Origin of the sequence: Mycetocola manganoxydans, from assembly GCF_003667545.1 — a bacterium.
Taxonomy (GTDB): domain Bacteria; phylum Actinomycetota; class Actinomycetes; order Actinomycetales; family Microbacteriaceae; genus Mycetocola_A; species Mycetocola_A manganoxydans.
Genome location: NZ_RCUV01000012.1, coordinates 1 through 23,954, shown reverse-complemented (window position 1 = coordinate 23,954; position 23,954 = coordinate 1). Strand labels below are relative to the sequence as shown.

Sequence of the window (23,954 nt, the reverse complement as noted above, 5' to 3'; positions counted from 1 at the left end):
TTGGACTCCATGGAGTCGAACGCGCATGAGACACCGGCGGCTGCGGCCCGTAACCGCCCCCGGTATGAGACGACAAGTAACCCGATCGTCGCTGGTGTGGGGGAGCCGCTCGTCGTCGTGGAAGGCGTCGAGAAGTACTTCGGTGACTTCCAGGCGCTGAAAGACATCAACCTGACCGTCACCAAGGGTGAGGTGGTCGTGGTGATCGGGCCGTCGGGGTCCGGCAAGTCGACTCTGTGCCGCACGATCAACCGCCTCGAGACGATCAACGCCGGCGAGATCCGGATCGACGGCAAGAAGCTCCCGGAAGAGGGCAAAGCGCTGGCTGCGCTGCGCGCTGACGTCGGAATGGTGTTCCAGTCGTTCAACCTCTTCGCGCACAAGACAATCCTTCAAAACGTCACCCTCGGACCGATCAAGGTTCGCGGGCAGAGCAAAGCGGATGCCGAGAAGGCCGCGATGGTTCTGCTGGAACGGGTCGGAGTCGAGAAGCAGGCGAACAAGATGCCTGCCCAGCTCTCCGGTGGCCAGCAGCAGCGTGTCGCGATCGCCCGCGCCCTCGCGATGAAGCCCAAAGTGATGCTCTTCGACGAGCCGACAAGCGCCCTCGACCCCGAGATGATCAATGAGGTCCTCGACGTCATGATCCAGCTGGCGTCCGAGGGCATGACGATGATCGTCGTCACCCACGAGATGGGCTTTGCCCGAAAGGCCGCCGATCGGGTCGTGTTCATGGCCGACGGCGAGATAGTCGAGGAAGCAACTCCTGAAGAGTTCTTCTCGGCACCGAAGAGCGACCGCGCGAAGGACTTCCTGTCCAAGTTGCTCTCCCACTGATACCTGCACCAGCAGACCGAGGATCCGGCTGGCCGGCTCCTCACCGAGAAAGGAAGATCATGAAGAAGAGACTGACGCTTCTCGCAGCCACAGCTGCAGCTGCCCTCGTCCTCACCGGCTGCGCCGGCACTGACGGCGGCGGAGACACCGGCACGGACGCACCCGCCGAAGGAGAAACCAGCGGCGAGCTGTTCGAGGTCGCGACGGATGTCGACCTCGAAGGCAGCCCGACGTTCGACGAGATGACCGAGCGCGGCTCCGTCAAGATCGGCGTCAAGGAAGACCAGCCGGGTCTCGGCTACCTCGACGCAGCAACAGGCGAGCGCACCGGCTTCGATATCGAGATCTCGAAGTGGATCGCTGCATCGCTCGGCTTCGCCGAAGACAAGATCGAATTCGTCGCCATCCCGAGCGCCAACCGTGAGTCCGCAATCGTGAACGGTGACATCGACTACTACGTCGGCACCTACTCGATCACGGACAAGCGCAAGGAGCAGATCGACTTCGCTGGACCGTACTTCATCACCGGCCAGGGCATCCTCGTCGCCGCTGACAACGAAGACATCAAGAGCGAAGACGACCTGGCAGGTACGACGGTCTGTTCCGCGACCGGATCGACGCCGATCCAGAACATCAAGGACAACTTCCCCGACACCGACACCGAGGAATTCGACACGTACTCTCAGTGCGTCGAAGCGCTCAACGACGGATCGGTCGACGCTGTCACCACTGACGCCGCTATCCTCATCGGCTACGCGGCACAGGACCCGGACAACCTCAAGGTTGTCGGCGAGCCCTTCACCGAAGAGCGTTACGGTGTCGGCCTCCCCAAGGGTGACGACGCTCTCCGCGCGTTCATCAATGACATGTTCACGGAGGGTGGAGACACCTGGCAGGCCATCTACGACGCGACGCTGGGACTCTCCGGCACCGAGGTCGAGCAGCCTGCGGTGGACGCGTACTAGAAACCGATAACGGTGGCGGGGCATCACGCCCCGCCACCACATCTGCAACACTTCACACTCGATAAACCGGAAGAAGGTGGGACCCAGTGGACACCCTGCTGAACAACAGCGATCTCTTCATTTCAGGGTTTCGCAACACACTGATCCTGTTCTTCTTCTCGGCGATCTTCGCGCTCGTGATCGGTATCGTGGTCGGCGCAATGCGCGTCTCCCCGGTGCCGATCATGCGCGGGGTCGGCACCGTGTACGTGAACTTCATCCGTAATACCCCGCTGACCCTTCTCATGTTCTTCTTCGCCTTCGGCTACCCGAAGCTGGACCTTCCGAACCCGGGTTACACCGTTCTGGCGATCATCGCATTGAGCGTGTACACCGCCACCTATGTGGCCGAGGTCCTTCGGTCGGGGTTCAACACCGTCCCCGTCGGTCAGGCCGAAGCAGCGCGCGCAATCGGGCTGCCGTTCGGGCCGACAATGTCGCTCGTGATCATGCCCCAGGCGTTCCGCGCGGTGATTCCACCGATGATGAGCGTCTTCATCGCCCTTCTCAAGAACACCACCGTTGCTGCGGGATTCTCGGTGGCCGAAGCCGGAACAATACGAGCGAACCTCTCCGAACGCGGTGAGCCGGCGATCGTTGTGTTGCTCTGGGTGGCCTTCTTCTTCGTCATCCTCGTCGGCTTTCTGGCCTGGCTGCAACGATCACTCGAACGTCGATGGAAGGTCCTCCGATGAGCAGCGTCCTCTACGACGTCCCCGGCCCGCGCGCCATCAGACGCAACCGCATTCTCGGTGTCGTCACCATCCTGGTCATCGCTGCCCTTCTTACGTTCGTCGTCTACCAGTTCGCGCAGACCGGCCAGTTCTCCGCGGCGAAATGGCGCATCTTCTCCTTCCCCCTCGTGCAGCAGAAGGTGCTCGAAGCGACGATCGCCACGCTCACCGCCTTCGGAATGGCGGCGGTCCTCAGCCTCGTTCTCGGGTTCGTCCTCGCTATCGGCCGGTTGTCGCAGCATGCCTGGATTCGCCTCCCGGTGACGTGGTTCATCGAACTGTTCCGGGCCATCCCTGTCCTCATCCTGATGATGATCATGTACTACGGACTCCCGCCGCTTGGCGTCACCTTCGTGACTCCGCTCGTCGCTGTCGTGACCGGGTTGACCCTGTACAACGGCTCGGTGCTCGCCGAGGTTTTCCGCGCCGGCGTCGAATCGCTGCCGAGCGGCCAGAAAGAGGCGGGTTACGCCCTCGGCCTCCGCAAGAGCGGTGTGATGAGTCTCATCCTGTTCCCGCAGGCGATCCGGGCGATGATGCCCGTCATCATTTCTCAGCTGGTCGTCGTGCTCAAGGACACCGCGCTCGGCTTCATCGTGACTTTCCAGGAGCTGCTCTACCTCGCCAAGTTCTACGGAGCTCAGGTCACCTACGGCTCACCGATCATCCCGGCGACGATCGTGTTCGGCACCATCTACATTGTGCTCTGCCTCATCCTCGCTGGCATCGCCAAATGGGTCGAGGTCCGCACTCGCCGCAGCCCGAAGATTGCCAAGCCAGGCAAGGGCGATGCAGACACCCTCGAAGCAGCCAAGGCGCCATTCATCGGTCAGCAGATGGGCGGCACCGCCGGCCCGATCCAGTAGCGCTGCGTGGGGCACTGCTCCACGTCGGTAGACTTGGGGACCGTGTCCGACTCTCCCGAAATTTCCGAAACCACTGTGAACGCTGCGGTGGAGGCGGCGCTCGAGGCTATCGCTGCCGCAGCCGACTCCTCCGCCCTCAAGCAGGTGCGCACCGAGCACACCGGTGAGTCCTCGCCCCTGGCGAAACTCAACGGCATGCTCCGCTCCGTCGCCCCCGACCAGAAAGCGCCGCTCGGCAAGCTCGTCGGTCAGGCCCGCGGCCGGGTCAACGGCGCATTCGCTGCCCGCGAGCAGGAGATCGTCGAGGCCGAGAACGCCGCGCAGCTTGCCGCAGAGGCCGTTGACGTGACCGCGATCGCCAGCCGTTACCGGGCCGGGGCGCGGCATCCGCTCACCCTCCTGCAGGACCGCGTGAGCGAGATCTTCACCGGCATGGGCTGGGAGATCGCGGAGGGTCCCGAGGTCGAGAGTGAGTGGTTCAACTTCGACGCCCTCAACTTCGACGCGGACCACCCCGCCCGTGCGATGCAGGACACCTTCTTCATCGACCCGCCCGAGTCGCACCTCGTCCTTCGGACCCACACGTCACCGGTGCAGGTCCGGTCGCTTCTCGACCGGGAGCTGCCCGTCTACGTGCTCGCCCCTGGCCGCGTGTACCGCACCGATGAGTTCGACGCGACGCACCTGCCCGTCTTCATGCAGTTCGAGGGGCTCGCCGTCGACAAGGGTCTCACCATGGCGCACCTCAAGGGCACACTCGACCATTTCGTCAAGTCGATCTTCGGCGACGAGGCGAAGATCCGCCTGCGCCCGAGCTACTTCCCGTTCACGGAGCCGAGCGCTGAGCTCGACTTCTGGCACCCCACGTTCAAGCACGGTCCGCGCTGGATCGAATGGGGCGGCTGCGGCATGGTCAACCCGAACGTGCTCCGCGCCGCCGGGATCGACCCGGACGTGTATTCAGGTTTCGCCTTCGGTATGGGAATCGAGCGTGGCTTGATGCTGCGTAACGACGTCCAGGACATGCGGGAGATGGTTGAGGGCGACGTGCGCTTCTCACAGCAGTTTGGAATGGTGGTTTAGCATGCGGGTGCCCCTCAGTTGGCTCGCCGAATACGTTGATCTCGCACCGGGATCGACAACCGACGACGTACACGCCGCCCTCGTCAAGGTCGGCCTCGAAGAGGAAGACGTCCACACCTTCGACGTCACGGGACCGGTCGTCGTCGGCGAGGTCCTCGAGTTCACCGAGGAGCCGCAGAAGAACGGCAAGACCATCCGCTGGTGCCAGGTGCGAGTCGCCCCCGACGGCGAACTCGCGGCCGACGGCGGCCCCGCCGTGCACGGCATCGTGTGTGGTGCGGGCAACTTCTTCGTCGGTGACAAAGTCGTCGTGACCCTGCCCGGCGCCGTGCTGCCCGGCCCGTTCCCGATCACACCGCGCAAGACCTACGGGCACGTCTCCGACGGAATGATCGCCTCGACCCGTGAGCTCGGCCTCGGCGACGAGCACGACGGCATCCTGCGCCTGTCGACCCTCGGCGTCGACGCCCCGGTGGGGACGGATGCCATCGCCCTGCTCGGCCTGGACGACGCCGCCGTCGAGATCAATGTCACCCCGGATCGCGGCTACGCCTTCTCGATCCGCGGCGTCGCCCGCGAGTACGCCCACGCCACCGGCGCAACGTTCCGGGATCCGGCGCTGCGGCCCGAACTGGACACGCCCATCGGCGATGGCTACTCCGTCGCGATCGACGATGCATCCCCGATCCGCGGGCGTCAGGGTGCGAGTGTCTTCGCGACCCGCATCGTGCGCGGCGTCGACGCTTCGCTTCCGACACCACCGTGGATGATGTCGCGACTGAAGCTCGCCGGCATCCGTTCGATCTCACTCCTCGTCGACATCACCAACTACGTCATGCTCGAGCTCGGCCAGCCGATCCACGGTTACGACCTCGACGCTCTCGCCGGCGGCATCGTCGTGCGCCGGGCTGTCCCGACCGAGACGCTCGAAACCCTCGACGGGCAGAAGCGCACGCTCGACCGCGAAGACCTGCTCATCACCGACGGCTCCGGCGCGATCGGAATCGCCGGCGTCATGGGTGGCGCTCGCACCGAGATGGGCGACTCCACCCGCAACGTGCTCATCGAGGCCGCGAACTTCGACCCGGTGTCGATCGCCCGCACAGCCCGCAGGCACAAGCTGCCGAGCGAAGCGTCGAAGCGCTTCGAGCGCGGCGTCGACCCGAGTATCGCTGTCGCCGCCGCGTCACGCGTCGCCGAACTGATGGTCTCGCTCGCCGGGGGAGAAGCGGATGCCGTCGCCGGCGTCGTCGGCGAACCGACCGCACCGCAGGCGGTTTCGTTCCCCGACGGCTACGTCTCCACCCTCATCGGCGTCGACTACACCGATGAGGAGATCCGCGGCTCACTGCAGGAGATCGGAGCGACGATCGAGGACACCGACGGGGGACTGCTCGTCACCCCGCCGACCTGGCGCCCCGACCTCACCGACAAGTCCGACCTGGCCGAAGAGGTCGCGAGGATCGTCGGGTACGACCGGATCCCGTCCGTGCTGCCCGTCGCTCCCGCCGGTCGCGGGCTCAGCCGGTCGCAGCGCATCCGTCGCACCGTCGCAGACACGCTCGCCGCTGCCGGGTCGACCGAGATCCTCGCGTTCCCGTTCCTGGGAGCCACCGAGAACAACGTCTACGGCTCGGCGGACTCCGAAGAGGTTGCCGCCATCAAGGTCGCGAACGCGCTCGACGCGACCTCGCCCTACCTGCGGACGACCCTGATCCCCGGGCTCATCGAAGCCGCGAAGCGCAACCTCTCCCGCGGGCTCACCGACCTGTCGCTCTTCGAAGTCGGGCTCGTCTTCCGGCCCGAGGCAGGCAGGAAGTACGGTCAGGTCGACCTGCCGTCCGGCGTGACGTTGCCGACCGACGACCAGCTCGCTGAGCTCAACGCGGGCATCCCGCCGCAGCCGCGCCACGTCGGTGTGCTCATCCTCGGCAACGCCGTGTCGAAACAGCCCGGCCAGCAGGTCGTGCCGTCCGGCATCGCGGATGCTCTCGCTGCGGTCACGCAGATCGGACTTGCGACCGGTGCAACCATCGACGTCGTTCAGGGGAGCCACAAGGCGTTCCACCCCGGCCGCACCGCTGAACTCCGGGTGGGCGACCGCGCCGTCGGGTTCGCCGGCGAGCTCCTGCCGCAGCTCGCACTCGACTCCGACCTGCCTCGCGTCGTCGCCGTCGTCGAGCTCGACCTCGACGCGGTGATCGCGTCGACCGATGCTGTCTTCACCGCCGGGGTGATCGGGACGCTTCCGGCAGCGACCCAGGACCTGTCACTCGTCGTCTCGGTGGATGCGCCCGCCGCAGCGGTGGGTGCAGCCGTGCGTGAGGGTGCAGGGGAGCTGCTGGAGAGCATCCGTCTCGTGGACGACTACCGGGGTTCGGGGCTCGAGGACGGCACGAAGAGCCTGACCTTCGCCCTGCGATTCCGTGCACCTGACCGCACGCTCACCGCTGCCGAAGCCACCGAAGCGAAGCTTGCCGGCTCAGCTCTCGCGGCCGAGCGCTTCGGGGCAGCGATCCGGGACTGATCGCGTCGAGAGTGCAGTAGTGGCCCGAAAACCTCGAGTTCGGGCCACTACTGCAATCTCGCTCGGTGATCGGCCGCACGAGCTGCTCGACGAACGCGGTGCGCTACCAGGCGCCCGGCTTGTAGTCCTTGAGGAAGCATCCGAAGAGGTCTTCGCCCGCCTCGCCACGCACGATCGGGTCGTAGACGCGAGCAGCGCCGTCGACGAGGTCGAGTGGGGCGTGGAAGCCCTCCTCAGCAAGCCGTACCTTCGTCGGATGTGGGCGCTCGTCGGTGATCCAGCCGGTGTCGACAGCGGTCATGAGGATGCCATCGGTCTCGAGCATCTCTCCGGCGCTCGTGCGCGTCAGCATGTTGAGCGCGGCTTTGGCCATGTTGGTGTGCGGGTGCCCGGGGCCCTTGTAACGACGAGAGAACTGGCCTTCCATCGCCGAGACGTTGACGACGTACTTGCGGCGGGCGGGCGACGCAGCCATCGACGGCCGCAGGCGGCTGATCAGCAGGAACGGCGCTGTCGTGTTGCACAACTGCACCTCGAGCATCTCGAGCGGGTCGACGTGTTCGATGTTCTGCACCCAGCTGTTCGTTCTCTGCAGGTCGGGAACGAGCCCGCCGGCGTCGATCGCCGTGCCATCGGCGTGCTTTGCGAGCGATGACGAACCCGGTGCCATCGCGAGGTTGGCGAGGTCGGCGGCCGTGAGGGCAGGCGAGCCGGCCTCGGCAACCGTGCCGGCGAGGGATGCGACCGAGAGCAGCGGGTGGGCGGCGACGGATGCCGCAAGCGCCTCCGGGTGCTGATCGGCGGTGTGCCCGAAGGTCTCCATCTCGGGGAGCGGACCGTCCGGGAGTGGCTGCAGTTCGGCATCCGCCAGCAGCGAATACGAACCGGCAGAGCGGCGAACGGTCTGCGCCGCGTTGTTGATGAGGATGTCGAGCGGGCCCTGGGCCGCGACGGAGTCGGCGAGGCCGATCACCTGGGCGGGATCACGCAGGTCGATGCCGACGACACGGAGTCGGTGCAGCCAGTCGGCAGAGTCCGGCAGTGACGCGAAGCGGCGGACGGCATCCCGCGGGAACCGCGTCGTGATCGTCGTGTGCGCACCGTCGCGCAGCAGGCGGAGGGCGATGTACATGCCGATCTTGGCTCGGCCACCGGTGAGCAGCGCACGCTTGCCCGTGAGGTCCGTGCGAGCATCGCGCTTGCCGTGACTGAACCGGGCACAGTCCGGGCAGAGCTGGTGGTAGAACGCATCGACGAGGGTGTACGGCTGCTTGCAGATGTAACAATTGCGCGGCTTGAGCAGTTCGCCGGCCGTCGGCGCCTCGACCGTCGTCGCGAGCGGGATGCCGCGCGTCTCGTCGTCGATGCGATCGGATGCCCCGGTGGCGGTGGCCGCGATGACGGCCTTGTCGGCGTTGGCGATGGTGTCGCGCAGTTCCCGGCGGCGCGTGCGCTTCACGGCCTTGAACATGGCGGCGGTCGCGCGGCGGACGGTGACGTAGTCCGGGTGCTCTTCGTCGAGGGTGTTCATCGAGGAGAGGACGCGGAGGGTGGTCTCGAGGTCTGAGGGGTCGATCCCGTCGCCGGTGGGAGCGGGTGTCGATGTGGCGGCGGTCATTTGGGCGATTCTACCCGAGGACATCTGGGCTCCGGCCGTGCGCCGGGATGGAATGATGGGGGCATGAACCCGATCGAGTGGCTCTTCGACGCGCAACTGGTGATCGGCGACCAGACAATCCTCTGGCGGGAGATCCTGGGCAACGCGTTCGGCATGGCCAGCGCCGTCGGCGGGATGCGCCGCAAGGTGTGGGCGTGGCCGGTCGGAATCATCGGCAACGTGATGCTGTTCACGGTGTTCCTCGGCGCTGTCTTCGGGACACCCAACCCGGTGAACCTCCTCGGCCAGGCGGGCCGCCAGGTCATGTTCATCATCGTCTCGATCTACGGCTGGGTGCAGTGGAGGCAGAGCCGTAACTCCGAGAAGCACACGGCGGTGACCCCGCACTGGGCGTCCAACAAGGCCCGGTTCTTCCTGATCCTCGGCCTGTTCGGCGGAACCCTCGTCCTCATCCCGATCTTCCGGGCACTGGGCTCGTTCGAACCGGTGTGGGCAGACGCCTGGATTTTCATGGGCTCCCTCCTCGCCACCTACGGCATGGCCAAGGGCTGGGTCGAGTTCTGGCTGATCTGGATCGCTGTCGACATCGTCGGTGTTCCGCTGCTGGTCAGCGCCGGCTACTACGCGTCCGCTCTGCTGTATCTCTTCTACGGCGGGTTCACCCTCGTCGGCTTCTTCATCTGGATGCGGGTGCAGAAGAAGAACTCGCTCACGATCGAGACGGCGTTCCCTGACCCGACCGTCAAGCGGTGACCGGGGAGGGTGGCATGATCGAAGGACCATGACGCCACCGAAGCTCGATCCGCACGCCCTCCGCTCGAGCCTCGGCACTTCGATCGAAGCGGATGCCGTCTACGACGCGTTCTCCGCGTGGGTCGACGCCACCGGCATCCGTCTGTATCCGGCACAGGATGAGGCGATCATCGAGATCGTGTCTGGACAGAATCTGGTGCTCAGCACTCCGACGGGAACCGGGAAGTCCCTCGTCGCGATCGGCGCTCACTTCGCCGCGCTGGTCGCCGGAAAGCGCAGCTTCTACACCGCACCGATCAAGGCGCTCGTCAGCGAGAAGTTCTTCGCGCTCGTCGACGTGTTCGGCGCCGAGAACGTCGGCATGATGACGGGGGACTCGTCGGTCAACGCCGACGCCCCGATCATCTGCTGCACAGCGGAGATCCTCGCGAACCTCGCCCTGCGCAACGGGGAAGACACCGAGGTCGACCAGGTCGTCATGGACGAGTTCCACTTCTACGCCGACCCGGAGCGTGGCTGGGCGTGGCAGGTTCCACTCCTGAGCCTGCCGGGGGTGCAGTTCATCCTGCTGTCGGCGACCCTCGGCGACGTGACGGCGCTCGCCGAAGACCTCACCCGTCGCACGGGGCGCGAGACGGCCCTCGTCACGGGTGTCGACCGCCCGGTGCCGCTGCACTTCTACTACGAGACGACGCCGATCCACGAGACGGTCGAGGAGTTGCTCACCACCGGGCAGGCGCCGGTCTACATCGTGCACTTCTCGCAGGCCGCTGCGATGGAACGCGCGCAGTCGATGTCGAGCATGAAGGTCGCCACCCGGGAACAGCGGGATGTCATCGCCGAGCTGATCGGCGAATTCCGCTTCACGACAAGCTTCGGCAAGACACTGTCGAGACTGATCCGTGCAGGAATCGGCGTTCACCACGCCGGCATGCTGCCGAAGTACCGGCGGCTCGTCGAGCAACTCGCGCAGCGCGGATACCTGCGGGTCATCTGCGGAACGGACACGCTCGGCGTCGGGATCAACGTGCCCATCCGCACCGTGCTGTTCACCGCGCTCACCAAATACGACGGAACCCGGATGCGCCAGCTCAAGGCGCGCGAGTTCCACCAGATCGCCGGGCGGGCCGGCCGTGCCGGCTTCGACACAGCGGGAACCGTCGTCGTGCAGGCTCCCGAGCACGAGACCGAGAACCTCAACGCCATCAAGAAGGCCGGAGACGACCCGAAGAAGAAACGCAAGATCATCCGCAAGAAGGCGCCGGAAGGCTTCGTTTCCTGGGGTGAGCCGTCCTTCCAGCGCATCGTCGCGGCGGAACCGGAGACGTTGACCTCGAGCATGCAGATCACTTCCGCGATGCTCATCAACGTGATCGGGCGAGGGGGAGACGTGTACAGGCACGTCCACGACCTCATCTTCGACAACCACGAACCGTGGAAACGTCAGCTCGAACTCGCCCGCCGCGCCCTCGGGATCTACCGGACCCTTCGCGAGTCGGGGATCGTCGAACAGTCCGCAAACGGGACCATCCGCCTGACCGTCGACCTGCAGCCCAACTTCGCGCTCAACCAGCCGCTGTCGCCGTTCGCGCTCGCCGCGTTCGAGCTGCTCGACCCGGAGGACCCCGGCTACGCCCTCGACATGATCTCCATCGTGGAAGCGACGCTCGACGATCCGCGCGCCGTGCTCAGCCAGCAGCAGTTCCTCGCCCGCGGTGAAGCCGTCGCGGCGATGAAATCCGAGGGAATCGAATACGACCAGCGGATGGAACTTCTCGAGCAGGTCACGCACCCGAAACCGCTCGAAGAACTGCTCACCGCCACCTTCGAGACCTACAGCGCTCACCAGCCGTGGATCCGCGACTTCGAGCTCAGCCCCAAGTCGATCGTGCGCGACATGTACGAGCGCGCGATGTCGTTCGGCGAGTTCATCGCCTTCTACAAACTCGCCCGCTCCGAGGGTGTCGTTCTCCGCTACCTCTCCGACGCCTACCGGGCCGCCCGGCAAACCATCCCGGACGACGCCAAGACCGAAGACCTCCTCGACCTCATCGAGTGGCTCGGCGAACTCGTCCGCCAGGTCGACTCGAGCCTCCTCGACGAGTGGGAGGAACTCAGCCACCCGGATGCCGCGAAGCACGCCACACAGGCGGAGGCGATCGTGCCGCCGGCACCGAAACGCCTCACCGGCAATGCACGCGCGTTCCGCATCCTCGTGCGCAACGAATTGTTCCGCCGGGTTCAGCTCGCCGCCCTCGAAGACTATGACGCCCTCGGAGAGCTCGACGCGGCATCCGGCTTCGACGCTGACCGCTGGGCCGACTCGCTCGACGGCTACTTCGAGGAGTACGACCAGGTCCTCACCGGGCCGGACGCCCGGAGTTCGAAGCTGCTGATCCTCGACGAGAGCGGCCCGGTCTGGACCGCGCGTCAGATTCTCGACGACCCGGCCGGAGACCACGACTGGGGAATCAGCGCCGAGATCGACCTCGCCGAATCCGACGAACAGGGCTTCGCCGTCGTCACCGTCACGGGCGTCAACCGGCTCTGAACTCGAGGGCCGATTGGCGGATGCCGCTCCGGTGCGGCTACAGTCGACTCATGGCCATTTCCGACAGCAGCGTTTTCGCACAGGGTGTCACCCCGTGCAGCCTGCGTCGACGCCGTACCTCAGAGCGACGATAGGCGACGCCGGGCGAGGAGTGCACCGCACGACTCCGACAGGCGCCGCCGAACTCTCCCACGATCGTTTCTCAATAAGGTAGAGCCATGTCCTTTTCTGTAGCCGTAGCCGGTGCATCCGGTTACGCCGGGGGAGAGTTGCTGCGGTTACTCGCGGCACACCCCCAGTTCGACATCCGCACGGTGACCGCGCATTCCACCGCGGGCCAGCCACTGGCATCCGTCCAGCCACACCTGCGCTCCCTCGCGCACCTCACCCTCACCGAGACGACGCCCGAGAACCTCTCCGGTCACGATGTCGTGTTCCTTGCCCTGCCCCATGGCAAATCCGGGGAGGTGACGGCGCAGCTCGACGAGAACACCCTCGTCGTCGACTGCGGTGCCGACCACCGGCTCACGAGCGAGGCCGACTGGGCCGCCTTCTACGGCGGCGACTACTTCGGCGCCTGGGCGTACGGCGTTCCCGAGCTGCTCGTCGCAGGCTCGAAACAGCGCAAGCACCTCGCCGGGGTCCGCCGCATCGCCGCGCCGGGCTGTAACGCGAGCACCGTCGCCCTCTCACTCGCGCCCGGTATCGCAGCCGGAGTGATCGAAGCAGCGGATATCGTCAGCGTCCTCGCCGTCGGGCCGTCCGGTGCGGGCAAGGCACTCAAGACCAACCTGCTCGCCGCCGAGATCCTCGGCTCAGCAAACTCCTACGCCGTCGGCGGCACCCACCGGCACATCCCCGAGATCGCCCAGGGACTGCGCGGAGCAGGGGCAACCGACGTGAGCATCTCGTTCACCCCCGTCCTCGTTCCGATGTCCCGCGGCATCCTCGCAACCTCCACCGCGCGCATCGTGCCTGGAACGAGTGCGGATGCCGTCCGCGCGGCCTGGCAGAACGCCTACGGCGACGAAACCTTCGTGCAGCTCCTGCCGGCAGGAGAGTTCCCGCGCACCGCCGATGTTCTCGGCGCCAACACCATGCTGATGGGACTCGCCGTCGACGAAGCAGCCGGCCGCGTCGTCGTCGTCACCGCCGTCGACAACCTCGCCAAGGGCACCGCAGGCGCTGCCATCCAATCCGCCAACATCGCCCTCGGCATCGAGGAATCGACCGGTCTCCCGGTGAACGGAGTCGCACCATGAGTGTCACAGCAGCACAGGGTTTCGAAGCAGCCGGCATCGCCATCGGCCTCAAAGCATCCGGGGGCAAGGACCTGGCACTCGTCGTCAACCGGGGACCAGGAGCGGCATCCGCAGCGGTCTTCACGAGCAACCGCGCGCTGGCCAACCCGATTTTGTGGTCGAAGCAGGTCATCGCCGACGGAACGGTCAGCGCGATCGTCCTGAACTCCGGCGGCGCGAACTGTTTCACCGGAACGCAGGGATTCCAGACCACTCACGCCACCGCCGAAGCCGTCGCCACCGCGCTCGACATCTCAGCCGGCGACGTGCTCGTCTGTTCCACCGGGCTCATCGGAGAACAGCTCGACCGCGACAAGCTCCTGCCGGGGGTCGCCACCGTCGCCGCAGAACTCAGCGCGGACGGCGGCGCCGACGCCGCAGACGCCATCCTCACCACAGACAGCCACCCGAAGACCGCGGTGTTCGAGGGGAACGGCTGGGTCATCGGCGGAATGGCGAAGGGGGCGGGGATGCTCGCTCCCGGCCTGGCAACGATGCTCGTCGTCCTGACAACGGACGCGGATGTCGCCTCCGACCAGCTCGACACCGCCCTTCGCGCCGCCACGCGGGTGAGCTTCGACCGGCTCGACTCTGACGGCTGTATGTCGACCAACGACCAGGTCTCGATCCTCGCCTCCGGAGCATCCGGCGTCGAACCGGACGCCGACGAATTCGCCCACGGTCTCCGCGAGATCTGCCTCGACCTCGCCCGCCAGCTCCAGGCGGATGCCGAGGGCGCTGCTCACGACATCACCATCGAGGTCGTCGGTGCCGTGACCGAAGATGACGCCGTCGAAGTCGGGCGCTCGGTCGCTCGGAACAACCTCTTCAAGGCGGCGGTCTTCGGCAACGATCCCAACTGGGGACGCGTCCTCGCGGCGATCGGAACCACGACAGCGCCGTTCGACCCGTACGCCGTCGACGTGAGCATGAACGGCGTCCGCGTCTGCCACGCCGGAGCGCCCGACCAGTCACGCGACCTCGTCGACCTCACCGGTCGCGCCGTCCACGTGCTCATCGAACTTCACGAGGGCACCGAATCGGCCACCATCATGACCAACGACCTCACGCACGACTACGTGCATGAGAACAGCGCGTACTCGAGCTGATCGCCATGGCCACCGTCATCCCCGCATCCACCGCCGAAGCCATCGCCAAGGCCGCCGTCCTCATCGAAGCCCTGCCATGGCTCAAGCGCTACAACGGAGCGATCGCCGTCGTGAAGTTCGGCGGCAACGCCATGGTGAGTCCGGAACTCACCCGCGCCTTCGCCGAGGACATGGTCTTCCTTCGCCACGCCGGCCTCAAGCCCGTCGTCGTGCACGGGGGAGGCCCGCAGATCTCCGCTCGCCTGAAGGACCTCGGTATCGAGAGCGAATTCCGCGGCGGTTACCGGGTCACCACTCCCGAAGCCATGACCGTCGTTCGCGACGTGCTCCGCGGAGAGGTGAACCGCGAACTCGTCGACGCCATCAACGAGCACGGCGACTTCGCCGTCGGGTTGAGCGGCGAAGACTCGTCGCTCTTCACCGGCAGGAAGCGCGGTGTCGAAATCGACGGTGAGACCGTGGACCTCGGTCTCGTCGGAGACGTCGTCGCGGTCAACCCCGATGTCGTGCACACGGCCATCGACGACGGCCGCATCCCGGTCATCTCCTCCATCGCGCCGGACGGGGACACAGCAGGCCAGGTGCTCAACGTGAACGCGGATGCCGCGGCATCCGCCCTCGCCGTCGCTCTTGAAGCCGACAAGTTCCTCATCCTCACCGACGTCGCCGGACTGTACAGCGACTGGCCGAACCGCGACTCGCTCGTATCGGTCATCACCGCGAGCGAATTGCGGGAGCTGCTGCCGTCGCTCGAATCGGGCATGATCCCGAAAATGACAGCGTGCCTCGAGGCAGTCGACGGCGGTGTGTTCAACGCCGCGATCATCGACGGGCGGCTGGAGCACTCTCTCCTGCTCGAGGTATTCACCCAGCAGGGCATCGGAACCCAGGTTGTCGAGGACGGATCATGAGCGACTGGACCCAGGCAGCAGCCAGCGACATGATGCAGGTGTTCGGTGAGCCGCAGGCGATGCTCGTTCGCGGCTCCGGCTGTTTCCTCTGGGACGCAGACGGCACCGAATACCTCGATTTCCTCGGCGGTATCGCCGTCAATGCGCTCGGTCACGCCCACCCGGTCATGGTCGAGGCGATCAGCAGGCAGGCTGCCGAACTCATCCACGTGTCGAACTACTTCGTCACGCCACCCCAGCTCGAACTTGCCGCGCGACTGAAACGCCTCACCGGTGCTGGCGAGGCGGGCAGGGTCTACTTCTCCAACTCGGGCGCCGAAGCGAACGAAGCAGCGTTCAAACTCGCCCGTCTCCATTCCGGGAGCGGGGCGCGCACCCGCATCCTCGCGCTCAACGGATCGTTCCACGGCCGCACCATGGGCGCGCTCGCGCTGACCGGCAAGCCGGCGATCCAGACAGACTTCGCCCCGCTGCCCGGCGGCGTCACACACATCGACGCCACTCTCGATGCGCTCGAGGCGGAGATGGACGATACGGTCGCGGCGCTGATCGTCGAGCCGATCCAGGGCGAATCCGGTGTCGTCGAACTCCCCGACGGGTACCTCGCCCGTGCCCGCGAACTGACCCAGGAGAACGGCGCTCTCCTGATCCTCGACGAGGTGCAGACCGGTGCCGGGCGCACCGGAGACTGGTTCGCCTTCAAGCGCGCCGGTATCGTCCCGGATGCCATCACCCTCGCGAAGGGGATGGGCGGCGGTTTCCCGATCGGCGCTCTCGTGACCTTCGGCGCGGCATCCGACCTGTTCACCCCCGGTAAACACGGAAGCACCTTCAGCGGCAATCCGCTCGCGACGGCGACAGCGAACGCCGTCCTCGGTGAGATCGAGGCGTCCGGACTCGTCGAGAACGCCCGCGAGCGGGGCGAGCAGCTCCGCGAGCTCATCCTCGGCATCGGTTCTCCACTGATCACCGGTGTGCGGGGCAGGGGGCTCCTCCTCGGCATCGCCCTCGCCGAACCGGTCGCCGCCGACCTCGTGCGCGCCGCGCTCGACGTCGGCCTCATCATCAACGCGCCGAACCCGACCACCATCCGCATCGCACCGCCGCTCACCGTCGGGGATGACGAATTGCGCGTGTTCACCGAACGCTTCACCGCCGCCATCGCCCGCATCGCGGCCGGCACCCCGAACGAAGGAACCTTGTGACCAGACACTTCCTGCGCGACGACGACCTCAGCCCCGCTGAGCAGTCGGAGATCCTCGACCTCGCGATCGAGCTGAAGAAGGATCGGTTCAGCCGTCGCCCCCTCGAGGGCCCGCAGACCGTCGCCGTCATCTTCGACAAGTCATCCACCAGGACCCGGGTCTCGTTCGCCGTCGGAATCGCTGACCTCGGTGGGGTTCCGCTCATCATCTCGACGGCATCGAGTCAGCTCGGAGGCAAGGAGACCGCCGCGGACACCGCCCGCGTGCTCGAACGCCAGGTCGCCGCCATCGTTTGGCGCACCTACGGACAGGCCGGTCTCGAAGAGATGGCCCAGGGCACGACAGTCCCGGTCGTCAATGCGCTGTCCGACGACTTCCACCCGTGCCAGCTGCTCGCCGATCTGCTCACCATTCGTGAGCACAAAGGCGCCCTCGCCGGACTCACGCTCACCTTCGTCGGGGACGGCGCCTGCAACATGGCTCAGTCCTACCTGCTCGCCGGCGCAACCGCCGGCATGCATGTCCGCATCGCGTCGCCGGAGGGGTTCACCCCGAATGACGAGGTCGTCGCGGATGCGACGGCCATCGCGGCGACGACGGGCGGCTCGATCGCCCTGTTCTCCGATGCCCGCGAAGCGGCGACCGGGAGCGACATCCTCGTCACGGACACCTGGGTGTCGATGGGCAAGGAAGAGGAGAAGGCAGCGCGCGTCGCCGTGCTCGGCCCCTATCGGGTCGACGCGTCGATGATGGAGCTCGCACGGCCGGATGCGGTGTTCATGCACTGCCTTCCCGCCGACCGCGGTTTCGAGGTCACGGCCGATGTCATCGACGGCCAGCAGTCGATCATTTGGGACGAGGCGGAGAACCGCCTCCACGCCCAGAAGGCATTGCTGACCTGGCTGCTCGAACGCGCCTGACCGGCGCAGCCGGAACCAACCGGCGTCACTACACTTATTTCACAAGCAATCAAGGAGAAGAACTTCATGGCGGAACGCGTCGTACTCGCATATTCGGGCGGCCTGGACACCTCGGTGGGAATCGGCTGGCTGAAGGATGCCACGGGCAAAGAGGTCGTCGCCCTCGCAATTGACGTCGGTCAGGAGGGCGAGGACATGGAGGTCATCCGTCAGCGCGCCCTCGACTGCGGCGCCGTCGAGTCCGTCGTCGTCGACGCCCGCGAGGAATTCGCGAGCGACTACCTCATGCCTGCACTCAAGGCCAACGCGCTCTACCAGAAGCGCTACCCGCTGGTCTCTGCTCTCAGCCGTCCGCTGATCGCCAAGTACCTCGCGTCGACCGCCAAGGAACTCGGCGCGAACAGCGTCGCCCACGGTTGCACCGGCAAGGGAAACGACCAGGTCCGGTTCGAAGCCGCTGTCGCCGCCCTCGCACCAGACCTGACGAGCATCGCGCCCGTCCGTGACCTCGCCCTGACCCGCGACAAGGCGATCGTCTACGCCGAGAAGCACAACCTGCCGATCGCCCAGTCGAAGAAGAGCCCGTACTCGATCGACCAGAACGTCTGGGGCCGCGCCGTCGAGACCGGATTCCTCGAGGACCCGTGGAACGCTCCGATCGAGGACCTCTACACCTACACGAAGAACCCCGCGGATGCCGGTGCTCCGGTCGAGGTGGTCATCACCTTCGACCAGGGAATCCCCGTCGCCTACGACGGCAAGCCGATCACGCCGCTCGAAGCCGTCGAACTGATGAACCGTATCGCCGGTGACCAGGGTGTCGGCCGCATCGACATCGTCGAGGACCGCCTCGTCGGCATCAAGAGCCGTGAGGTCTACGAGTCCCCGGCGGGCATCGCACTCATCACCGCCCACGAAGAGCTCGAGAACATGACCATCGAACGCGACCTCGCCAGGTACAAGCGCACCGTCGAGTCCAAGTGGGCAGAGCTCGTCTACGACGGCCTGTGGTTCTCCGGCCTCAAGAAGGCACTCGACGTCTTCATCGACGAGACCCAGAAGCACGTCTCCGGCGACATCCGCCTGAAGCTTGCCGCGGGCAGCGCCGTCGTGACCGGTCGCAGGAGCGACTCGAGCCTGTACGACTTCAACCTCGCCACCTACGACACCGGTGACACCTTCGACCAGTCGTTGGCCAAGGGCTTCATCGAGCTGTGGTCGCTGCCGAGCAAGATCTCGGCTCGCCGCGACGCCGGACAGGAGTAGAGCATGTCGGGTGACGGCAACGACAATCGCGCCGGTGAGGCGGGCGCACTCTGGGGCGGCCGCTTCGCCAGCGGGCCGTCACCCGAGCTGTCTCGGCTGAGCAAGTCGACGCAGTTCGACTGGCAGCTCGCCGCGTACGACATCGCCGGATCGCGCGCCCACGCCAAGGCGCTCGCCTCGGCCGGGTACCTCAGCGAGATCGAACTCGAGGCGATGCTCGACGCACTGGTACGCCTGAAGGATGATGTGGCATCCGGTGTCGTCACCGCTGCCGAATCAGATGAAGACGTTCACTCCGCTCTGGAGCGTGCACTCATCGAACGGGCGGGCGCCGAGCTCGGCGGCAAGCTCCGCGCCGGGCGGAGTCGTAACGACCAGATCGCCACCCTCGTTCGGCTGTACCTGCTCGACCACTCCCGCCTGATCGGGCACATGGTCGTGCAGCTCATCGACGCGATCGCGTCCCAGGCCGAAGTGCACGGCGACGCTCCCATGCCGGGGCGAACCCACCTCCAGCACGCACAACCCGTTCTCCTCGCCCACCACCTGATGGCGCACGCGTGGCCGCTGGTGCGGGATCTGGAACGGCTCGCCGACTGGACGAAGCGGGCGTCGGCATCTCCATACGGAGCGGGGGCGCTTGCCGGAAGCTCGCTGGGCCTCGACCCGCAGCTCGTGGCATCCGAACTGGGCCTCGACCGTCCGACCGAGAACTCGATCGATGCCACCGCCAGCAGGGATGTCGTCGCCGAGTTCGCGTTCGTCACCTCGCTCATCGGCATCAACCTGTCTCGGTTCGCCGAAGAGATCATCGTCTGGAACACGCGCGAGTTCGACTTCGTCACCCTCGACGACGGCTATTCGACCGGTTCGAGCATCATGCCGCAGAAGAAGAACCCCGACATCGCCGAACTGGCACGCGGCAAGTCCGGACGCCTCATCGGCAACCTCACCGGACTGCTCGCGACGCTCAAGGGGCTGCCGCTCGCGTACAACCGTGACCTGCAGGAAGACAAGGAACCCGTGTTCGACACCGTCGAACAGCTCGAGGTCCTGCTGCCCGCGTTCACCGGGATGGTCGCGACGTTGCGGTTCAACACCGAACGGATGGCGCTCCTCGCGCCCCAGGGATTCTCCCTCGCCACCGATGTGGCCGAGTGGCTCGTGCGGCAGGGCGTTGCGTTCCGTGATGCCCATGAGATTTCGGGCGAACTCGTGCAGTTCTGTGAGGAACGCGGACTCGACCTTCATGAACCGTCCGATGCTGACCTTGCCGGGCTCTCGCCGCACCTGACTCCTGCGGTGCGCGACGTGCTCACCGTTGCCGGGTCGATCGGGTCGCGCACGGGCGTCGGTGGAACCGCTCCTGAGCGGGTCGCGGAACAGCGCGTCGCTCTGACCGAGCGGGTGCGGGTTCTGGCGTCGGCTCTCCGCGCCTAGATCGTGACGTTCGACCGCGCGTTTCTCGAGCGTCCAGCGCTTGAGGTCGCTCCACATTTGCTCGGTGCGGTGCTGCGGCACACGACGGATGCTGGAACCGTCGCGGTGCGCATCACCGAGGTCGAGGCATATGTCGGCCAGGGCCTCGACCCCGGCTCGCACGCCTTCCGCGGGAAGACCAAACGGAACGCGAGCATGTTCGGCGAACCGGGGCACCTGTATTGCTACTTCACCTACGGGATGCATGTGTGCGCCAACATCGTCTGCTCGCCCGAGGGCGAAGCATCCGGGTGTCTGGTCCGCGCGGGTGAGGTAATCGAGGGAATCGACCTCGCGCGCCAGCGGCGGACGACCTCGAAGTCCGATCGCGACCTGGCGCAGGGGCCGGCGCGGCTCGTCGTCGCGCTCGGCATCAGCCTGACCGATGACGGGAGCGACCTGTTCGCGCCGCCGTTCTCGCTCGAGCGACCGGCGGCATCCGTCGATTACCTCACCGGCCCTCGCACCGGGCTTGCCGGGGGAGCGGACCTGCCGTGGCGGTTCTGGATCCCGGGCGAGGCGTCGGTGTCGCCGTACAAGAAGCATCCGAAAGCCTGAACCGGTGTCGTCTCGGCTCGATCGGTCCCGAAGGGCCGTTCGCGCTCGGGTTCGGTGGCCCTTTGGGACCGATCGAGCTCGAGTCGCCGCAAAACGCTGCTCGCGCGGGGCGAAAGCGACACACTGCGGTGATTCGGCAGCATCGCGTGCGCACAAACGACAGAGTTGGGTGATTCGGCGCGGTCGACCCGACGCGGGAGTCTTAGTTCAGCGCGAAGTGAAACAGTGCCGCACTCGACGCAGCCCAGATGAGGCTCGCGAAGGTTCCGATGATGAAACGTTCGCGCGCTTCTGCCGCCTCCAGTTCGGTGAACCGGCCGACGCCCTTGATCGCGATGATCACGGCGATCGCTTCGGCGAACCCGGCCATGAGCGTCGCGGCAACGGCGAAGCGTTCGAGGTAGCCGATGGTCCGCCCGCCGCGGAGTACTTCGTGCTGCTCGCCGGCATTCGCGCGCAGGGCTCCGCCGGCAGTGCGGCTGGGCTCCGTCACGATGATGCCGCCGAACAACCCAGGCCGTACGAGCCCGCGAGTCGCGAGCTTGAGCACGTACGTCGTGGCGATGCCGCCGCCGAGGACGGCGATGGAGATCGAGAGGATGCCGAGGGCGATCGTCACACCGAGAGGTGACTCCGGCGACGGGAGCGCGACCAGGACGAGATCGACAGCGAGAAGTGCGGCGGCGATGGCGATGATCTTATTCTTGCGTTGCCAGTGGGCGACTCCGATGACGGCAAGGCACCCTGCCGCGAGCACCAGGACGGCAATCCAGTACAGCGTGATCGGAAGTGCTCCGGTGATCGGGCTCACATTCGTCTCCTCGCGGTTGTTTCGGCCGTTAGCCCGGTGAGTCGGTCGAAGCCGGATCGGCCGAGCGGTCGACCGTGTCGAGAAGCCTAACAAGGGCCTCCGACGACGCCCGTTCGACACGGATGCCCGCGGCCCGCGCCCGCAGACTGGCTGCGCCGGCGGTGATGCCGAGCTTGTCCGCGGATTCCGACTGGGTGAGCCCCGTGTTGAGCAGGTCGTACAGTTCCCACCCGCCATCCGTCCTCCGCTCACGAAGCACGAGCAGGAGTGAGATGAGCGCTTCGACGTCGTCGCCACGGATGCCCTCGTCGGAATCCTCGCCGGCGCGGGAGAGTGCGAAACGGGTCTGTGATTTCTTGGCGCGCGTGACGGCATCCCTGGCAGCGAAGAACGCTTCACCGGTCGCCTCACGAGTCGCACGGGGGAGGGGAAGTCGCGCCGGCCCGATGCCGACCCCGACACTCCACGCGTCCTCGCGCGTCAGCTCGAGCACGATGGCAAGGGTGCCAGAGGCGGTCGCCGGAAGGATCTGAATCTCGTCGCCGGCGGTGCGATCGGCGGGCAGGAGCAACTCCGGGCCCTTCTCTCCGTTCAGGCGGTTGAGAACGGATGCCGCGCGGTCCGGCTGATTGCGGCTGTCCACCTGGTCGGCGGTGATGACGAACATGCCCACTCCTCTGTTTAGGTTGTGAACCTAACTCTTTTGAGATTAGGCAATTTCCTAAACATCGTCAAGAGTGAGCTTCGAGGCTCAAGAGTCGGAGGCGCTGATACTCTTGCTGTCGTGCCGCAGACCCCACTGAAGACCCAGTCCAATGACCCGTCGTTCGAGGACGTCTGGGAGGAGATCGTCTGGCGCGGTCTCGTCCACGTCTCAACGGATGCCGCCGAGCTGAAGACCCTGCTCGCCGGTCCGCCGATCACCTACTACTGCGGATTCGACCCGACGGCACCGAGCCTGCACCTGGGCAACCTCGTGCAGTTGTTGCTCCTGCGCCGCATTCAGCTTGCCGGCCACAAGCCCCTCGGGCTCGTCGGCGGATCGACCGGTCTCATCGGTGACCCGCGACCGACCGCTGAGCGGACACTCAACACCCCGGACACCGTCGCGGAGTGGGTGGGTTACCTCCAGGCCCAGGTTTCGCGCTTCCTCGACTTCGAGGGTGACAACGCCGCACGGCTCGTCAACAACCTCGACTGGACCGCGCCGCTCTCGGCGATCGACTTCCTTCGCGATGTCGGCAAGTACTTCCGTGTCGGCACGATGCTCAAGAAGGATGCCGTCAGCGCCCGCCTCAATTCCGATGCCGGAATCAGCTACACCGAGTTCAGCTACCAGATCCTGCAGGGCATGGACTTCCTCGAACTGTTCCGCAGCTACGAATGCGTGCTCCAGACCGGTGGCAGCGACCAGTGGGGCAACCTCACGAGCGGTACCGATCTCATCCACAAGGCCGAGGGCAAGAGCGCGCACGCCATCGGGACGCCACTCATCACCAACTCCGATGGATCCAAGTTCGGCAAGAGCGAGGGCAACGCTGTCTGGCTCGACCCCAAGCTGACAAGCCCGTACGCGTTCTACCAGTTCTGGCTCAACTCCGACGATGCGGATGTGATCGCACGTCTCAAGATCTTCACCTTCCTCACACGCGCCGAGATCGAACAGCTCGAAGAAGCAGTGGCGAGTGAGCCCTTCCGTCGTGAAGCGCAAAAGCGACTCGCGTGGGAGGTCACGTCCCTCGTCCACGGAGCTGTAGCGACGGATGCCGCGATCGCCGCGTCCGCTGCCCTCTTCGGGCAGGGGGAACTGGAGAGTCTCGACGCCGACACCCTCGCTGCCGCACTGCGCGAACTTCCGAACACCGCGGCGCCTGCCGGCACCCTGGTCACCCAGTTGCTCGTCGACACCGGCCTGACGTCGAGCCTCGGAGAAGGCCGTCGCGCGATCAGCCAGGGTGGGGTGTACCTGAACAACGTGAAGGTCACCGATGATTCGGCTGTCTTCCAGCCGACGCTCGCCGGGGGAGTGGCGGTTCTCCGCCGCGGCAAGAAGACGCTCGCCGGCGTCTTTCCGGCCTGAGAAGGGCGCGACACGCCCGGACTGCAAGAGCAATTTGCGGGGGTACCGGGATGTGCGTAAAGTAATCACTCGTCACCCCAAAGGTGCGGCAGAGCGGAACAGCTCGCCGGCCTCATGCGGGACCAAACCCCACAAAAGAATCGCCCCGAATTATTCGGATTCCGGTTCTTGTGGGGGTAATCCTTTCACAGGATTTCTCTCGTACTCGGGACTCGGACTTCGGTCCGGGAGCGTGTACAACACAAGAGAAAATCGGTGCTAGGCTAGAGAAGTTGCCCTGCGGAGCAGCCCGGAAGGGTGAAAAGCAGGAGCATCCGATCCTTGAGAACTCAACAGCGTGC

The 23,954-nt window shown here is 66.0% G+C and carries 20 protein-coding genes; 17 read left to right on the top strand and 3 right to left on the bottom strand.

Features of this window, described 5'->3' with window-relative positions; all coding sequences use genetic code 11:
* Window positions 1–9 precede the first annotated feature (9 nt).
* The 6 genes from D9V29_RS10985 to pheT all read left to right on the top strand — a co-directional run bounded on the left by D9V29_RS10985 (window position 10) and on the right by pheT (window position 7,051).
* Window positions 10–837 carry an amino acid ABC transporter ATP-binding protein gene (locus tag D9V29_RS10985; protein WP_121673376.1) on the top strand — a complete coding sequence of 276 codons (828 nt, stop codon included), beginning with the start codon at window positions 10–12 and terminating at the stop codon, window positions 835–837.
* A 59-nt stretch (window positions 838–896) separates the two neighbouring features.
* Window positions 897–1,802 carry a glutamate ABC transporter substrate-binding protein gene (locus tag D9V29_RS10980; RefSeq protein ID WP_121673375.1) on the top strand — a complete coding sequence of 302 codons (906 nt, stop codon included), beginning with the start codon at window positions 897–899 and terminating at the stop codon, window positions 1,800–1,802.
* A gap of 86 nt (window positions 1,803–1,888) precedes the next feature.
* Window positions 1,889–2,536 carry an amino acid ABC transporter permease gene (locus D9V29_RS10975; protein ID WP_121673374.1) on the top strand — a complete coding sequence of 216 codons (648 nt, stop codon included), beginning with the start codon at window positions 1,889–1,891 and terminating at the stop codon, window positions 2,534–2,536.
* Entirely contained in the window at window positions 2,533–3,441 is a 909-nt protein-coding gene (locus D9V29_RS10970; protein ID WP_121673373.1) for an amino acid ABC transporter permease, read from the top strand. The genes D9V29_RS10975 and D9V29_RS10970 overlap by 4 nt, the downstream gene beginning before the upstream one ends.
* Before the next feature lie 42 nt (window positions 3,442–3,483).
* Window positions 3,484–4,524 carry a phenylalanine--tRNA ligase subunit alpha gene (pheS, locus tag D9V29_RS10965; RefSeq protein ID WP_121673372.1) on the top strand — a complete coding sequence of 347 codons (1,041 nt, stop codon included), beginning with the start codon at window positions 3,484–3,486 and terminating at the stop codon, window positions 4,522–4,524.
* 1 nt (window position 4,525) lies between these two features.
* The gene (gene pheT / locus D9V29_RS10960; protein ID WP_121673371.1) at window positions 4,526–7,051 is read left to right on the top strand and encodes a phenylalanine--tRNA ligase subunit beta; all 2,526 of its coding nucleotides are present in this window, start codon (window positions 4,526–4,528) and stop codon (window positions 7,049–7,051) included.
* Between the two features lie 103 nt (window positions 7,052–7,154).
* Here the strand turns inward: pheT and D9V29_RS10955 are convergent, their stop codons facing one another.
* Window positions 7,155–8,669 carry an SDR family NAD(P)-dependent oxidoreductase gene (locus D9V29_RS10955; RefSeq protein ID WP_121673370.1) on the bottom strand — a complete coding sequence of 505 codons (1,515 nt, stop codon included), beginning with the start codon at window positions 8,667–8,669 and terminating at the stop codon, window positions 7,155–7,157.
* A gap of 63 nt (window positions 8,670–8,732) precedes the next feature.
* Here D9V29_RS10955 and pnuC point away from each other — a divergent pair, with 63 nt between their 5' ends.
* From pnuC to D9V29_RS10905, 10 genes are all read left to right on the top strand, one after another.
* Window positions 8,733–9,422 (top strand): nicotinamide riboside transporter PnuC, encoded by a 690-nt coding sequence (gene pnuC, locus D9V29_RS10950; protein WP_121673369.1) that lies wholly within the window; start codon window positions 8,733–8,735, stop codon window positions 9,420–9,422.
* A 28-nt stretch (window positions 9,423–9,450) separates the two neighbouring features.
* Entirely contained in the window at window positions 9,451–11,973 is a 2,523-nt protein-coding gene (locus tag D9V29_RS10945) for a DEAD/DEAH box helicase (protein WP_121673368.1), read from the top strand.
* Between the two features lie 218 nt (window positions 11,974–12,191).
* A complete protein-coding gene (gene argC / locus D9V29_RS10940; protein ID WP_121673367.1) occupies window positions 12,192–13,235 on the top strand; it encodes an N-acetyl-gamma-glutamyl-phosphate reductase in 1,044 nt (347 codons plus the stop codon).
* Window positions 13,232–14,383 carry a bifunctional glutamate N-acetyltransferase/amino-acid acetyltransferase ArgJ gene (argJ, locus tag D9V29_RS10935; RefSeq protein WP_121673366.1) on the top strand — a complete coding sequence of 384 codons (1,152 nt, stop codon included), beginning with the start codon at window positions 13,232–13,234 and terminating at the stop codon, window positions 14,381–14,383. Before argC ends, argJ begins: the two co-directional genes overlap by 4 nt.
* Window positions 14,384–14,388: 5 nt before the next feature.
* Window positions 14,389–15,294, top strand: coding sequence for an acetylglutamate kinase (gene argB / locus D9V29_RS10930; RefSeq protein ID WP_121673365.1), 906 nt, complete (start codon window positions 14,389–14,391; stop codon window positions 15,292–15,294).
* On the top strand, window positions 15,291–16,499 hold the full coding sequence (locus D9V29_RS10925) for an acetylornithine transaminase (RefSeq protein ID WP_121673364.1): 1,209 nt from the start codon (window positions 15,291–15,293) through the stop codon (window positions 16,497–16,499). Before argB ends, D9V29_RS10925 begins: the two co-directional genes overlap by 4 nt.
* Complete coding sequence (gene argF, locus D9V29_RS10920) at window positions 16,496–17,419, top strand: ornithine carbamoyltransferase (protein ID WP_121673363.1); 924 nt, start codon at window positions 16,496–16,498, stop codon at window positions 17,417–17,419. The genes D9V29_RS10925 and argF overlap by 4 nt, the downstream gene beginning before the upstream one ends.
* Before the next feature lie 66 nt (window positions 17,420–17,485).
* Window positions 17,486–18,685 (top strand): argininosuccinate synthase, encoded by a 1,200-nt coding sequence (locus D9V29_RS10915; protein WP_121673362.1) that lies wholly within the window; start codon window positions 17,486–17,488, stop codon window positions 18,683–18,685.
* Window positions 18,686–18,688: 3 nt separating this feature from the next.
* Window positions 18,689–20,125, top strand: a complete 1,437-nt coding sequence (gene argH, locus D9V29_RS10910; protein WP_121673361.1) for an argininosuccinate lyase — start codon at window positions 18,689–18,691, stop codon at window positions 20,123–20,125.
* Window positions 20,126–20,128: 3 nt separating this feature from the next.
* Window positions 20,129–20,722 carry a DNA-3-methyladenine glycosylase gene (locus D9V29_RS10905; RefSeq protein ID WP_229790535.1) on the top strand — a complete coding sequence of 198 codons (594 nt, stop codon included), beginning with the start codon at window positions 20,129–20,131 and terminating at the stop codon, window positions 20,720–20,722.
* Between the two features lie 202 nt (window positions 20,723–20,924).
* Here the strand turns inward: D9V29_RS10905 and D9V29_RS10900 are convergent, their stop codons facing one another.
* Both D9V29_RS10900 and D9V29_RS10895 read right to left on the bottom strand, forming a co-directional pair.
* Complete coding sequence (locus tag D9V29_RS10900; protein WP_121673359.1) at window positions 20,925–21,533, bottom strand: hypothetical protein; 609 nt, start codon at window positions 21,531–21,533, stop codon at window positions 20,925–20,927.
* A 28-nt stretch (window positions 21,534–21,561) separates the two neighbouring features.
* A complete protein-coding gene (locus tag D9V29_RS10895) occupies window positions 21,562–22,200 on the bottom strand; it encodes a DNA-binding protein (RefSeq protein ID WP_121673358.1) in 639 nt (212 codons plus the stop codon).
* 117 nt (window positions 22,201–22,317) lie between these two features.
* On the opposite strand from D9V29_RS10895, the gene tyrS reads away from it, so the two are divergent.
* The gene (gene tyrS, locus D9V29_RS10890) at window positions 22,318–23,613 is read left to right on the top strand and encodes a tyrosine--tRNA ligase (RefSeq protein WP_121673357.1); all 1,296 of its coding nucleotides are present in this window, start codon (window positions 22,318–22,320) and stop codon (window positions 23,611–23,613) included.
* Window positions 23,614–23,954: the final 341 nt, after the last annotated feature.

Coding starts and splice junctions, on each gene's coding strand:
- D9V29_RS10985 (WP_121673376.1), top strand. CDS start 10: ATGGAGTCGAACGCGCATGAGACACCGGCGGCTGCGGCCCGTAACCGC.
- D9V29_RS10980 (WP_121673375.1), top strand. CDS start 897: ATGAAGAAGAGACTGACGCTTCTCGCAGCCACAGCTGCAGCTGCCCTC.
- D9V29_RS10970 (WP_121673373.1), top strand. CDS start 2,533: ATGAGCAGCGTCCTCTACGACGTCCCCGGCCCGCGCGCCATCAGACGC.
- pheT (WP_121673371.1), top strand. CDS start 4,526: ATGCGGGTGCCCCTCAGTTGGCTCGCCGAATACGTTGATCTCGCACCG.
- D9V29_RS10955 (WP_121673370.1), bottom strand. CDS start 8,669: ATGACCGCCGCCACATCGACACCCGCTCCCACCGGCGACGGGATCGAC.
- pnuC (WP_121673369.1), top strand. CDS start 8,733: ATGAACCCGATCGAGTGGCTCTTCGACGCGCAACTGGTGATCGGCGAC.
- D9V29_RS10945 (WP_121673368.1), top strand. CDS start 9,451: ATGACGCCACCGAAGCTCGATCCGCACGCCCTCCGCTCGAGCCTCGGC.
- argC (WP_121673367.1), top strand. CDS start 12,192: ATGTCCTTTTCTGTAGCCGTAGCCGGTGCATCCGGTTACGCCGGGGGA.
- argJ (WP_121673366.1), top strand. CDS start 13,232: ATGAGTGTCACAGCAGCACAGGGTTTCGAAGCAGCCGGCATCGCCATC.
- argB (WP_121673365.1), top strand. CDS start 14,389: ATGGCCACCGTCATCCCCGCATCCACCGCCGAAGCCATCGCCAAGGCC.
- D9V29_RS10925 (WP_121673364.1), top strand. CDS start 15,291: ATGAGCGACTGGACCCAGGCAGCAGCCAGCGACATGATGCAGGTGTTC.
- D9V29_RS10915 (WP_121673362.1), top strand. CDS start 17,486: ATGGCGGAACGCGTCGTACTCGCATATTCGGGCGGCCTGGACACCTCG.
- argH (WP_121673361.1), top strand. CDS start 18,689: ATGTCGGGTGACGGCAACGACAATCGCGCCGGTGAGGCGGGCGCACTC.
- D9V29_RS10895 (WP_121673358.1), bottom strand. CDS start 22,200: ATGTTCGTCATCACCGCCGACCAGGTGGACAGCCGCAATCAGCCGGAC.